The 12,802-nt window shown below is 65.4% G+C and carries 9 protein-coding genes; 6 read left to right on the forward strand and 3 right to left on the reverse strand.

The features are described from left to right. Positions 1-12: 12 nt before the first annotated feature. The 3 genes from EJ068_RS02385 to EJ068_RS02395 all read right to left on the reverse strand — a co-directional run bounded on the left by EJ068_RS02385 (position 13) and on the right by EJ068_RS02395 (position 5,359). A complete protein-coding gene (locus tag EJ068_RS02385; protein ID WP_127250228.1) occupies positions 13-2,430 on the reverse strand; it encodes an FAD-dependent oxidoreductase in 2,418 nt (805 codons plus the stop codon). A gap of 147 nt (positions 2,431-2,577) precedes the next feature. Beyond that, the gene (locus EJ068_RS02390; RefSeq protein WP_127250229.1) at positions 2,578-4,233 is read right to left on the reverse strand and encodes an ABC transporter substrate-binding protein; all 1,656 of its coding nucleotides are present in this window, start codon (positions 4,231-4,233) and stop codon (positions 2,578-2,580) included. Positions 4,234-4,465: 232 nt separating this feature from the next. After that, positions 4,466-5,359 (reverse strand): LysR substrate-binding domain-containing protein, encoded by an 894-nt coding sequence (locus tag EJ068_RS02395; protein WP_126082271.1) that lies wholly within the window; start codon positions 5,357-5,359, stop codon positions 4,466-4,468. A gap of 170 nt (positions 5,360-5,529) precedes the next feature. On the opposite strand from EJ068_RS02395, the gene EJ068_RS02400 reads away from it, so the two are divergent. The 6 genes from EJ068_RS02400 to EJ068_RS02425 are packed head-to-tail and all read left to right on the forward strand — an operon-like array spanning position 5,530 to position 12,795. Next, positions 5,530-6,927 carry an MmgE/PrpD family protein gene (locus EJ068_RS02400; protein ID WP_245463320.1) on the forward strand — a complete coding sequence of 466 codons (1,398 nt, stop codon included), beginning with the start codon at positions 5,530-5,532 and terminating at the stop codon, positions 6,925-6,927. A 7-nt stretch (positions 6,928-6,934) separates the two neighbouring features. Next, positions 6,935-8,176, forward strand: a complete 1,242-nt coding sequence (locus EJ068_RS02405) for an FAD-dependent oxidoreductase (RefSeq protein ID WP_126082270.1) — start codon at positions 6,935-6,937, stop codon at positions 8,174-8,176. Positions 8,177-8,179: 3 nt separating this feature from the next. Beyond that, the gene (locus EJ068_RS02410; RefSeq protein ID WP_127250230.1) at positions 8,180-8,446 is read left to right on the forward strand and encodes a sarcosine oxidase subunit delta; all 267 of its coding nucleotides are present in this window, start codon (positions 8,180-8,182) and stop codon (positions 8,444-8,446) included. Next, positions 8,443-11,301, forward strand: coding sequence for a 2Fe-2S iron-sulfur cluster-binding protein (locus EJ068_RS33595; RefSeq protein WP_127250231.1), 2,859 nt, complete (start codon positions 8,443-8,445; stop codon positions 11,299-11,301). The genes EJ068_RS02410 and EJ068_RS33595 overlap by 4 nt, the downstream gene beginning before the upstream one ends. Before the next feature lies 1 nt (position 11,302). Next, on the forward strand, positions 11,303-11,890 hold the full coding sequence (locus EJ068_RS02420) for a hypothetical protein (protein ID WP_127250232.1): 588 nt from the start codon (positions 11,303-11,305) through the stop codon (positions 11,888-11,890). Then, positions 11,887-12,795 carry a dihydrodipicolinate synthase family protein gene (locus EJ068_RS02425; RefSeq protein WP_127250233.1) on the forward strand — a complete coding sequence of 303 codons (909 nt, stop codon included), beginning with the start codon at positions 11,887-11,889 and terminating at the stop codon, positions 12,793-12,795. Before EJ068_RS02420 ends, EJ068_RS02425 begins: the two co-directional genes overlap by 4 nt. Positions 12,796-12,802 lie beyond the last annotated feature (7 nt).

A 12,802-nucleotide genomic window follows, 5' to 3' on the forward strand; every position in this document is an offset into this window, starting at 1 on the left:
CGACGGCTGCCCCTACGACCGCAGCCGCTTGCCCTCCGGGTCGAAGGGCGGATGCGCGAGCAGCACCGCATCATGGGGCCTGCCTAGTATGGCGACGGTCACCTTGTCGCCGGCCTTGGCGGTTCCTGCCTTGACGTAGCCCATCGCCAGCGATTGCTCAACAAAATAGCCATAGGCTCCCGACGACACCTGGCCGATCGGCGTGCCGTCCGGCAGGAAGATCGGCTCGCCACCGGTGGCGTCGGCATCCTTGGCCGAGACGGAAAGCATGATGAGCTCGTCCCGCGCCGGCTTCTCGGCGACGGCGAGATAGGCGTCGCGATTGAGAAAGTCCTTGTCCGTCTTGATCAGGCGATCGAGCTTGACCTCCTGCGGCCAGTATTCCGGCGAGTACTCGCGGCTCCAGCTGCCGTAGCCCTTCTCGACGCGCAGCGACATCAGCGCCCGCGAGCCGACCGGCCCGGCGCCGACTTCCGCGCCCGCCTTGAGCAGCGCGCTGTAGAGCTCGACCTGGTCGGCAGCCTTGCAGTGCAGCTCCCAGCCGAGATCGCCGGTGAAGGAGACCCTGAGCGCCACGACATCGACGCCGGCCACGGTGATCTGACGCGAGCGCATGAAGGGGAAGGCCTCGTTCGACAGGTCGTCATTGGTGAGCCGCTGCAGCAATTCGCGCGATTTCGGTCCGGCGACATTGAAGCCGCCGAGCTCCTCGGTGCGCGAGCGGAAGGTTGTGCCTTCGGGCAGCGGCACCGATTTGAAGAAGCGCTGATGAAAACGCTCGGCCATGCCCGAGCCGATCACCATGAACTCGTCCTCCGCCAGTCTGGTCACGGTGAAGTCGCCGGCGATGCCGCCGCGCTTGCCGATCAGCGGCGTGAGGCAGGAGTTGCCGACCTTAGCCGGCATCCGGTTGGCGAAGAGCGCATTCAGCCAGGCTTCCGCGCCCGGGCCCTTCACTTCGTATTTGGCGAAATTGGAGATGTCGATGATGCCGGCATGTTCGCGCAGCATGCGCGCCTCGCGACCCACCGGCCCCCACCAGTTCTGGCGCGTGAAGCCGACCGTCTCCTCGCGCGGCTCGCCTGCCGCGGCGAACCACAACGGATGTTCCCAGCCGAAATTGAGGCCGAACACGGCGCCCATCTCCTTCTGCATGTCGTAAACCGGCCGGGTACGCACCGGACGGCCGGCGGCGCGCTCCTCGTTGGGGAAATGGATCTTGAAACGGTGGCTGTACTGGTCCTGCACGCGCGCTTTGGTGAAGGACTTGCCCGCCCAATGACCGAACCGCGCCATGTCCCAGCCGAACATGTCGAGCGAAGGCTCGCCCTCGATCAGCCATTCGGCGGCGAGCTTGCCCATGCCGCCCGACTGCGAGAAGCCGGGAATGATGCCGTTGCAACAGAAATAATTGCTGAGCTCCGGCACCGGCCCGAACAGCACCGCGCTGTCAGGCGACCAGATCATCGGGCCATTGATCACCTTCTTGACGCCGGCTGTGGCGGCGGCGGGGACACGCTGGACGGCGCGCATCATGTTTTCTTCGATGCGGTCGAGATCGTCGGGAAACAGCTCGTGGCCGAAATCCAGCGGCGTGCCTTCCTCGGCCCAGAACTTCATGTTGCGCTCATAGGCGCCGATCAGCAGCCCCAGGCCCTCCTGGCGCAGATAATATTCGCCGTCGCGGTCGGCGACCGAAGGCAGGCGCCGGCCCATGGAGGCGATTTCGGGAATGGTCTCGGTGACGAAATACTGGTGCTCGGTCGGGATCAGCGGCAGTTGCAGCCCGGCCATGGCGGCGACCTCCCTGCCCCACAGGCCGGCGGCGTTGACCACCCATTGCGTGCGGATGTCGCCCTTCGGCGTGCGCACGATCCAGCTGCCGTCCGCTTGCGCCTCCGTCGCCGTGACCGGCGTGAAGCGATGGATTTGGGCGCCGCGCTGGCGCGCGCCCGCGGCATAGGCCGCCGTCACGCCGGACGGATCGACATTGCCGCCCTCCGGCTCATACATGATGCAGCGAATGCCGCCGAAATCGACCAGCGGATGCAGCCGCTCCGCCTCGTCGCGGCCGACCTCGTAAAAATTCATCTTGTAGCGACGCGCCTTGGCTTCCTGGAGCCGCAACTGATGCTCGCGCGCCTCGGTCTGGGCGAGATAGAGCGAGCCCGGCTGGAAGATGCCGCAGCCCTGGCCGGTCTCGGCCTCCAGCTCCTTGTAGAGCGCCATCGTGTAGTGCTGCAGCCGGCTGATGTTGGTGGAATCATGCAGGCCGTGGATGTTGGCCGCCGCGTGCCAAGTCGAACCGGAGGTCAGCTCGCTGCGCTCCAGAAGCACGACATCCGTCCAGCCGAACTTGGCGAGATGATAAAGGATCGAGCAGCCGATCAGGCCGCCGCCAATGACAACGGCTTGTGCATGAGTACGCATAATTGAGCTTTCTTCCCTTTGTTCGGCGACTTGCTTCGCGCTCTTTGGCAGCGCTTTGGGATTTCATTTAGCTGACTGATCGATCGCAGTCGCCGGTGAATTCAGGGGCGCGGATGCGCCCCTGAATATTGCATCGATCCGCCCGATCTAGGCCTTGTCCAGCCAGACCTTGTCTAGTTGCAGCTCGAAGGTCTGGTGCATGCCGAGGTTCTTCACATAGGTGGCATGGTGGCGGTAGAGCGACCGCCAGAACGCCTGAACCAGAATGCCGGAGTCCTGCAGGATGAACTCCACCTCCTTCATCAGCTCCTTGCGCTTGGCCGGGTCGGCGACGGCCATCGCCTCGTTGAGCTTCTTGTCGAACTCAGGATTGGCATAGCCGGACTCGTTCCACGCCTCGCCGCTGCGATAGGCGATCGCCAGCACCTGCACGCCCAGCGGCCGCATGCCCCAGTCGGTGGTCGACCACGGATATTTCGTCCAGTCGTTCCAGAACGATGAGCCCGGGATGATGGTGCGCTTGACCTTGAAGCCGGCGTCGCGCATCTGCGCGGCGACGACGTCGGCCGGGTCCTTCACATAGTCGGCGTCGTAGGAGATCAGCTCGAACTCATGGTCCGTCTGGCCGGCCTCGGCCATCAGCGCCTTGGCCTTGGCCAGGTCGCGCGGAACCTTGGGCAGCTCGTAATATTCCGGATGGATTGGGCAGACGTGATGGTTTTCGGCGACCTGGCCGAGACCGCTATAGCCGAGCTTCAGCACCGTCTCATTGTCGACCGCGAGCTGGATAGCGTTGCGGACCCGCTTGTCGTCGTAAGGCTTGTTGGTCACGTTGGTGCGCAGCACGATCGTGCCGGCGGTGACCACCTGCTCCTTGACCAGGCCCATGCTGTCATAGAGATCGACGGTCCCGCCGACCGTCTGGTAGTTGCAGTCGATCTCGCCGGCCTCGAAGGCGCTGCCGATGGCGGGGTTGGAGGCGTCCGATCCATAGTCGACCCAGTCGACGCCGTCGAGATAGGGCTCGCCGCCGAACCAGGTGAAGTCCTTGCGCCGCCTCACCGAAGCCGACTCGCCGACCTTGTAGGAGATCAGCTCATAGGGGCCGGTGCCGGGCGTCTTCAGCATGTCGGCGCCGTTCTTGTCGAAGTCGCGATGGACGATGACCGCCGGATAGTCGGAAAAGCCGGGGATGATGGTGACGTCCGACTGGCGGCATTTCAGCTTCACCGTATGGTCGTCGACCTTGGTGATTGCGCCGGCGGCGGCCTTCTTGGTGGCGGGATCGATCAGCGAGCTCATGCGGCCGGCCATCGAATTGCCTTCGGCCGTCTTATCGCACCAGCGTTCGATGTTGTAGACGATGTCGTCGGCATTGAAGTCGTCGCCGTTCGACCATTTCACCCCCTTGCGCAGATGCAGCGTGTATTCGGTGGCGTCGTCGCTTACCTCCCAGCTCTCGACCAGATGGCCCTCGAAGGTGAAGTCGGTGGTGTAGCGGATCATGTAGTCGTTGCACTGGCGCATGACATTGGCGATCTCCGACCAGTCCCAGGCGCGCGGATCCTTCATGTCCTTGATGATCATCTGCATCTTCAGGATGCCGCCCTTCTTGCCGGGCAACGGTGCGGCGGCCTTGGCCGGCTCGATCCCCGCCATCGAATAGGCGAGCGCCGTGGAAGCGCCCATCACGCTGGCCATGGCCAGGAATTCGCGGCGGTCCATTCCGCCCTTCTTGACTTCGGCTGCGTAGCTTTCGATGACCGCCGGGACGCGGTCACCGTTGCTCTTGAACATTGTCATCGTTGTTCTCCGGTTCAGGGCTTTTTGCCCGTTGCATTCCCCTTGCGGCACGCATGTTAGGGGCGATGCAAAAATCCCGGAAGGGCTCGGCCCTTCACAAACCGCAGAAAACCGGCCGTTAAGGCCTAAAAAACAATGCCATTGGCGCGCCAATTTTTTGAGGCTGAAACCGGTGCTGGAGCAATTCCAGGAAAAGTGTGTAACGGTTTTCCGTCCGGAATTGCGTCAAACTCTAAGGTCGGGCGGCGTCCTCCCTGGCCCTGGACAGGATCCATTCCCTGACCGTGCGGGCAATGTTTCCCTTCGAGAGCTGGCTCTCGGTCAGATAGTAATTCCAGGGGCTTGGCGGCCGCACCGGAAACGGCTCGACCAGCAGCCCGCGATGCATATAGGCGTGAGATAGAGAGCGTTGCGTGGCGACTAGGCCGGCGCCCATGGCAGCCAGTTCGAGCGCGATGTTGGAGGCGTTGGTCGACAGGCCCTTGTCGTGGTCCTCCATGTCGACGCCGAGCGCCTCGGTCACCACCTGCCAGTATTCCTGCCGGCCATGCACGAAGATCCAGTCCACCTTGAGCATGTCCTGCGGCGTCTTCAGCGCATGCTCGCCCTCGAGCATGCTCGGGGCACAGAGCAGGACCAGCTCGTCGTTCCAGAGCGGGATCGCCGAAGGCGGCCGGTCGTCGAAGCGCCGCGTCGAGATGGTGATGTCGGCGATCTGTTCGCTCAAGTCTTCCCAGATCGTGCCGTGCAGCACGATCTCGATCTCGGGATGCTTCTTGCGGAACGCGGCCATGCAGCCCGCCAGCCAGTTTTCCGCAAGGCTCATCGGACAGGAGACGACCACGGTTTTGTTTCGCGAGGACGCCACGATCGCTTCGGTCGCCTGGTCGATCTGGTCGAGCGCCTGGCGCAAGGTCGGCAGGAACGCCTCCCCCATCTCGGTCAGCTTCAGGCTGCGCGGATAGCGGATGAACAGCTGCCGGCCGATATAGTGTTCGAGCGCGCGCACATGCGTGCTGACCGCGGCTTGCGTATAACCCAGTTCCTTGGCAGCCGTGGTGAAGCTCAAATGGCGGGCAGAACTCTCGAACGAGCGGATATAGTTCAAGGGGGGTGGCGGCTTCATCCCGGTCTCCAGCTGCGTAATGTCCATAGCTATCGCATGGGCGACCGGCCGTTCAATCGCGGACAAGCGACATGGCATCAATATTTTTGGCCAAAGCCGCCAAACTAATCGCGTGCCTGCGCGATGAACCCAATTTAATGATGTTGTGAGAAGACAGGGGAGATAAGCGCGTGGCTGTGCCGTCGTACCGGCGTGAGGGGCCTGTCGTCAGTTCCGATACGTTCACGCGCCTTGCCGATTTCGTGCTGCGCCGTCCCGCTTGCGTCTTCCCCACAGCGGTGCTGGAACAGGCGCGTTACCTGCTGCTCGACACGCTCGGCATCGCCATCGCGGCAGGACCGATGGAAGCAGGCCGGATCGCCCGCGATGCCGCCGTGCTGCTCTACGGTTCCAACGATCCGCAATACTCGGCCCGCATGCTGTTCGATGGGCGGCGCGCCAGCATTGCCGGCGCGGCCTACGCAGTCGCCACGCAGACGGACAACCTTGACGGCCATGACGGCTACAGCCCCACCAAGGGCCATATCGGCGTCGCGGTCGTGCCGGCGCTTGCCGCGCTCGCGGAAGCAAGGCCCGACCTCACCGGGCCGGAGGCGCTGGCGTCGCTGGTCATCGGCTATGAAGTCGCCGGCCGGGCCGGCATCGCCCTGCATGCGACGGTGAGCGACTATCACACCTCCGGCGCCTGGAACGCCTTGGGCGTGGCGGCGGTCGCGGCGCGTCTGCGGCGGCTGGACGAAGCGCAATTGCGCGAGGCGCTCGGCATTGCCGAGTATCATGGCCCGCGCAGCCAGATGATGCGCGAGATCGCCACGCCGACCATGCTGCATGACGGCTCCGGCCCCGGCGCCCTCATCGGCCTTTCGGCGGCGGTGCTGGCCGAACGCGGCTTCACCGGAGCGCCGGCGATCACCGTCGAGGCGCCGGAGGTTGCGAGGCATTGGCAGGACCTCGGCGTGTTCTGGCAGTCATTGCATCAGTATGTGAAGCCTTATCCGATCTGCCGCTGGGCGCATGCGGCGATCGACGCGGTGCGTGGGCTCTGCCTGGCGCACAATCTCGGCGCCTCCGACATCGCCCATGTCCAGATCAACAGCTTCCATTATGCCGCCACCCTGTTCGACGGCATGCCGGACACGACCTCGAAGGCGCAGTACAGCCTGCGCTTCGCCGTCGCGACCTTCATCATCCACCGGCGCATCGGGCTCGAGCATATTTCCGGCGCCGGGCTCGCCGATCCGGCTGTCGCCGACATGCTCACCCGCATCAGCGTGACCGAGACAGAGCGCCACAGCGCCCGCTTCCCGGCCGGCCGCTGGGCCGACGTCATCATCACGACCAATGATGGACGCGTGCTGATGTCTGGCGACGTGCACGCGCGCGGCGGCCCCGAAGCGCCGATGTCGAAGCAGGACGTCGAGGCCAAATATATGGAGTTCGCCGCGCCCGTGCTCGGATCCGGCCGCGCCGCGGCGATCCGCGACGCGGTGCTTTCGCTCGACGACCGCGACAGCCGCTTCTCCGATCTCTCGGCGCTGCTCTACGATCCTCCCGAGGCCTCGAGCTGAGCCCGCAATGCCTCTTAGACTTCTGAAATATGGTCTCAGCAGGGACTATCCGGTCAGCGGCGACATCCCGGCAACGCCGGAGCTGAAGCCGGCCTACGACGTCGTCATCATCGGCGGCGGCGGACATGGACTGTCCTGCGCGCATCATCTTGCCAAATATCACGGCATAAAGAGCGTGGCGGTCCTGGAGAAGGGCTACCTCGCCGGCGGCAACACGGCGCGCAACACCACCACCATCCGCTCCAACTACATCACCCCGGAAGGCATCGCCTTCTACAAGGAGGGCGTCGAGCTGTTCGAGCGGCTGTCGCAAGAGCTCGACTTCAACGTCATGTTCTCGCAGCGCGGCCAGCTGACGCTTGCGCATACAGAGGCGACGATGCGCAGCTTCCATATGCGCGCCGAGATGGGCAAGCACATGGGCACGCGCACCGAGGTCGTCGACCAGAAGGGCGTCGAGGAGCTCTGTCCGCTGCTGAACATGGACTATGGCGGCCCGCTCGAAATCCTCGGCGGGCTCTGGCACGCCGACGGCGGAACGGCGCGCCACGACGCAGTCGCCTGGGGCTATGCCGCCCAGGCATCGCGGCGCGGAGTCGAGATCCATCAGCGCACCGAAGTGCAAGGCTTCGAGGTCATCGGCGACCGCGTCCAGGCCGTCAAGACGAACCGAGGCCGCGTCGCCTGCGGCCAGGTGCTGATCGCCACCGGCGGCATGAACTACGACGTGGCGCTGATGGCCGGCGTCGAGCTTCCGATCCGCTGCTACCCGCTACAGGCCATGGTGACCCAGCCGTTGAAACCCTGGCTGGACACGCTTGTCTCCTCGGTCTCGCTGCACACCTATCTGGTGCAATCCTCGCGCGGCGAGGTCGTCATCGGCGGCGGCTCCGACCCCTACCAGCTCTATTCGACGCGCTCGACGCTCGACATGAAGGAGCACCTCGCCGAAGGCGCCGTCCACCTCTTTCCTTTCCTGCAGGGCGTGCGGCTGCTGAGGCAATGGGCCGGCATCACCGACATGACGCCGGACTACAGCCCGATCATGGGGGCGAGTCCGCTCACCAATCTCTGGCTTGACTGCGGCTGGGGCACCTGGGGCTTCAAGGCGACTCCCGTCGCCGGCAAGCGCATGGCGCAGACGATCGCTGAGGGCCGCATGCCCGACATCCTGAAGCCATTTGCATTGGAGCGGTTCGAAACCTTCCGGCTGCTCAATGAAATGGGCGCGACCGCCGCGAGCCATTGATCCATGAAACTGCTCACCTGCCCCATGAACAGCCCGCGCAACATCGACGAGTTCCAGTCCTTCGGACCGATGCGCGCGCGACCCGATCCGAACGCAACCGCCGACAGGGACTGGTCGCGGCACCTGTTCCGGGCCGAAAACCGCAAGGGCATCGTGGTCGAATGGTGGCGGCACGTGCCGAGCAACTATTTCTTCCTGGCCGAGCGCGACCTGGTCAGCAACGAGATCATCCGCACCTTCGACGCCTCCGACCTGCGGGACCACGCATGAACCGGCTGCCCGCCCCCTTCGGAAGCCGGATCGACCGAAGCCGCCGCATCCGCTTCAGCTTCGAGGGCAAGCCTTTTGAAGGCTATGAAGGCGACAGCATCGCCAGCGCGCTCGCCGCGTCCGGCCAATGGGTGCTGTCGCGCTCGTTCAAATACCACCGCCCGCGCGGCATCCTGTCGATGACCGGGGCCGACGCCAACGCGCTGGTGCAGCTGCCGTTCGAGCCGAACGCCGCCGCTGAGCGGACGCCGATCAGCGAAGGGTTGCGGGTTAGCGCCCAGAATATCAACGGCTCGCTCGAGCGCGATCGCGACGCCATAATGGACAGGTTCGGCCGCTTCCTGCCGGTCGGCTTCTACTATCGTACCTTCATGGGGCCGGGCCGCGACAGCTGGCTGAAATTCTGGGAGCCGATGATCCGCCGCAAGGCGGGCCTCGGCGTGGTCGACACCAAGGCTCCGCACCGGCATTTCGACAAGACGCATCTGCATTGCGACGTGCTCGTCGTCGGCGCCGGCCCGACGGGACTGAGCGCCGCCATTGCCGCCGCGGATGCCGGCGCCGATGTGGTGCTGTGCGAGGAGAATCCCGAGATCGGCGGCGCGCTAAGCTATGGCCGCTACGATCCGGCCGTCCTCTCCGGCCTGTCGTCACGGCTCGCGGCGCTGCCCAATCTCAAGCTGCTGACCGGCACCGTCTGCAATGGCTGGTACGAGGACAATTGGCTGCCGCTGATTCACGGCGATCGCCTCCATCGGACACGCGCCCGGGAGGTGATCCTGGCGACTGGCGCCATCGAGCAGCCGGCCGTCTTCCGCAACAACGACCTGCCGGGGGTCATGCTCGGCGGAGCCGCGCAGCGCCTGATCCGCCACTATGGCGTGCGGCCTGGCGACAGTGCCGTGGTGCTGGCCGCCCATGACGACGGCTACCGGACGGCGCTCGATCTGTTGGACGCCAGCGTATCGGTCGTCGAGCTGGTCGATCCGAGATCTGCCGGCGCTACCAGTCCGCTGGAAGCGGATCTCCGCGGCAAGGGCGTCGCCATCCGCAAAGGCGCGACTATCGAGGCGGCGGAAGGCACGGCCGGAAATCGTCACCTCGCCCGCGTCCGTGTCGGCGGAAGCTGGATCGCCTGCGACCTGCTGACGGTTTCGATCGGCAGCGCCCCGGCGTGGCAGTTGCCGTGTCAGGCCGGCGGCAAGGTCGGGTACGACGCCGCCACGCAAACGATGGCGATCACGCTGCCGGAAGGTCCGGTCCATCTCGCCGGCGCCGTTGCCGGCACGGACGAGATCGAGGATGCCATCGCCAGCGGCCGGCGCGCGGCGTCGGCCGCGCTCTCGAGACTCGGCCATGCGGTTGCCGATGAGCCTCCGGCGGCCAGCCCAAAAGTCGCCCGGCCACGCTATGTGCAACCGATCGTCGCCGATCCCAAGGGACGCGACTTCGTCGATTTCGACGAGGATCTGCAGGTCAAGGATCTGCAGAACGCCACCAAGGACGGCTATCGCGAGATCGAGCTGGTCAAGCGCTTCACCACTGTCGGCATGGGCCCGAGCCAGGGACGTCACTCGGCCTTGGCGACCGCCCGGATCGTCGCCGAGGCAACCGGCCGGACGGTCGGCGAGATCGGCATCACCACGGCGCGTCCTCCCGTGGGGCCGGAAACGCTCGGCGTGCTTGCCGGCCACCACGAGGCGCTGGAACGCCGCACGGCGCTGCATGCAAGGCACGTCGCACTCAACGCCGCGATGAAACCGGTCGGCGCATGGTGGCGGCCCTATCATTACAGTGACTCCAGCAGTGCTGACGAAGCCGTCCGCGAAGAAATCCTGGCGGTGCGCGAAGGCGTCGGCCTGCTCGACGTCTCGACGCTCGGCAAGTTGGAGATCCGCGGGCCGGACGCCGGCGAGTTCCTCGATCGCCTCTACACGATGGCGCATGCCAGCCAGCCTGTCGGCCGCGTGCGCTACTGCCTGATGCTCAACGAGATGGGCTCGGTGGTCGACGATGGCGTCGCCTACCGGATGGCGCAGGACCAGTTCTATGTGACGGCAACCACCGGCGCGGTGGCGCGCGTCTATGCCGACATGCTGTTCTGGAATGCCGAGTGGCGACTGAAGGTCGACGTGCTCAATCTCACCGGCGCCTTCTCAGGCCTCAACGTCACCGGACCCAAGGCGCGCCAAGTGCTCGAAGCGCTGCAGAGCGACATTGATTTCAGCCGCGACGCCTTCCCCTATCTCAGCGGCCGCGAAGGCACCGTCGCCGGCGTTCCGGTGCGGGTGATGCGCATCGGCTTCACGGGCGAACTAAGCTACGAACTGCACTGCCCCTCAAGCCTGGCTCCCGCGCTTTGGGATGCCGTGATGGCCGCGGGACGGCCGCATGGCCTGCGCCCCTACGGGCTGGAGGCGTCGCGCATATTGCGCCTGGAGAAGGGCCACATCCTGATCGGACAGGATACGGATGCGATCACCACGCCCGACGAACTCGGCTTCGGCTGGGCGGTCTCGAAGAAGAAGCCGTTCTTCGTCGGCAAGCGCTCCATCGAGATGCGCGCAAGGCTCGGGCAGACGCGCAAGCTGGTCGGGCTGCAATTCCCCGCCGGCGCCAGCAACATCCCTGGCGAAAGCTGCCTGGTGCTGCGCAATGGCGCTCCCGTCGGCCAGATCACCTCGGTGGGATATTCGCCGTCGCTCGGGCATTATATTGCGCTGGCCTATGTCCACGTCGAGGACCAGGCGGAAGGCAGCCGCGTGACGGTGAAGTGCCGCAATGGCGAGCTGGTCCACGTGCCGGTCGTCGGCCACGCCTTCTTCGATCCGACCAATGCGCGGCAGGAGATCTAAGATGGCCGACGGCACCGCGACCCGCCTCCATCCCTTCATGCCCGGCGGCGCGGCCGACGGCACGACGCTGATTTCCGGCGCGGTCACGCTGAGCGATCTTACAGACAAGCCGCGCTTCGGCCTGAAAGGCGGCGGCAGCGCCGACTGGCTCGGCCAGCGCGGCATTCCCCTCCCCGCAGTCAACCGCATCGGCGAGCATCGCGGTACGAGGGTCCTTCGGCTCGGCAACGAGGACATCCTGCTCCTCGCGGAGGACGCCGCGGAAACTCTCGCCGATGTTAAAGCCATCTGGCAGGCCGCCCCGGCGCCGAAAGGCTACTCGTCATGGCGCGAGGAAGGGTGGGCATGGATGCGGCTTTCCGGCCCCCGCCTCGCCGAAGCGATGTGCAGTCTTTGCGCGCTGGACCTGAGATCGCAAAAATTCGGCGCCGATGATATCGCCCAGACCCGCGTCGGCCATATCGAGGCCGTGACGTTCCGTTCGCCGGCAGGTTTCGACATACTCTTCGACGTCACCGCTTCGGCCTACTTCGCCCGCGCCGTGGCATCGGTGGCCGGCCACACAGACCAGCATAGAGGACATTCATGACCCGCCCGCAAGGAACCATCGCCCCGATCTTGACGCCGTTCGAAGACGACGGCCGCATCGCGCGCGATCTCTGGATCTCCCACGCTAAATGGGTGCTCGGCCAGGGCGCGCATTTCCTCTCGCCCTTCGGCACGACGGGCGAAGCGCTGTCGGTGTCCTTGCGCGAGCGCATGCAGGCGCTGGAATGGCTGGTCGAGGCCGGCATCGCGCCGGACCGGCTGATGCCCGGCACCGGCGTCACCGCGCTGCCGGAAACGGTCGAGCTTTCGGCGCATGCCGTCGGCCTCGGCTGCACCGCGGTCATGGTGCTGCCATCCTTCTTCTACACCGGCGCCGGCGACAATGGTCAGGCGCGCTATTACAGCGAGCTGATCGAGAAGGTGGCGAAGCCTTCGATGCGCGTGATCCTCTATCACATCCCGCAGAATTCGGGTGTGCCGGTCAGCCCCGCTCTGACGGCCAGGCTAAGCAAGGCCTTTCCGGACACCGTCGTCGCCTACAAGGACAGCGCCGGCGACTGGAACAACACAGCCGCCGTCATCGCCGCCGCGCCCGGTATCTCGGTGTTCCCAAGCTCGGAGGCGCAGCTCACCAAGGGTCTGGCGAGCGGCGCTGCTGGCTGCATCTCGGCCACGGTCAATCTGAACGCCGCCGCCATCCGCCGCCTCTATGACGCGGCCCGGAAGGGCGAGGACGTCACCGAGGCGGATGCCGCCATCAAGGCGTTCAGGAAGGTGATCCAGGATGCCGGACTGATCCCGGCGATGAAGGCCGTACTTGCGGTCAAGTCTGGCGACCGGCGCTGGCTGAACCTGCGCGCCCCGCACGAGAATGCGACACTGGAAAGCGGCCGAGCTTTGCTTGCCGCCCTCGGCAGCGCCGCCGACCATATCGGCCGCAATTGAGCTCGCG

The sequence above is a fragment of the Mesorhizobium sp. M2A.F.Ca.ET.043.02.1.1 genome, assembly GCF_003952405.1.
Lineage (GTDB): Bacteria > Pseudomonadota > Alphaproteobacteria > Rhizobiales > Rhizobiaceae > Mesorhizobium.

Excerpts from the sequence above, each read along its gene's own strand:
- EJ068_RS02420 (WP_127250232.1), top strand. The coding sequence starts at position 11,303 with ATGGCCGACGGCACCGCGACCCGCCTCCATCCCTTCATGCCCGGCGGC.
- EJ068_RS02425 (WP_127250233.1), top strand. The coding sequence starts at position 11,887 with ATGACCCGCCCGCAAGGAACCATCGCCCCGATCTTGACGCCGTTCGAA.
- EJ068_RS02390 (WP_127250229.1), bottom strand. The coding sequence starts at position 4,233 with ATGACAATGTTCAAGAGCAACGGTGACCGCGTCCCGGCGGTCATCGAA.
- EJ068_RS02410 (WP_127250230.1), top strand. The coding sequence starts at position 8,180 with ATGAAACTGCTCACCTGCCCCATGAACAGCCCGCGCAACATCGACGAG.
- EJ068_RS02385 (WP_127250228.1), bottom strand. The coding sequence starts at position 2,430 with ATGCGTACTCATGCACAAGCCGTTGTCATTGGCGGCGGCCTGATCGGC.
- EJ068_RS02405 (WP_126082270.1), top strand. The coding sequence starts at position 6,935 with ATGCCTCTTAGACTTCTGAAATATGGTCTCAGCAGGGACTATCCGGTC.
- EJ068_RS02395 (WP_126082271.1), bottom strand. The coding sequence starts at position 5,359 with ATGAAGCCGCCACCCCCCTTGAACTATATCCGCTCGTTCGAGAGTTCT.
- EJ068_RS33595 (WP_127250231.1), top strand. The coding sequence starts at position 8,443 with ATGAACCGGCTGCCCGCCCCCTTCGGAAGCCGGATCGACCGAAGCCGC.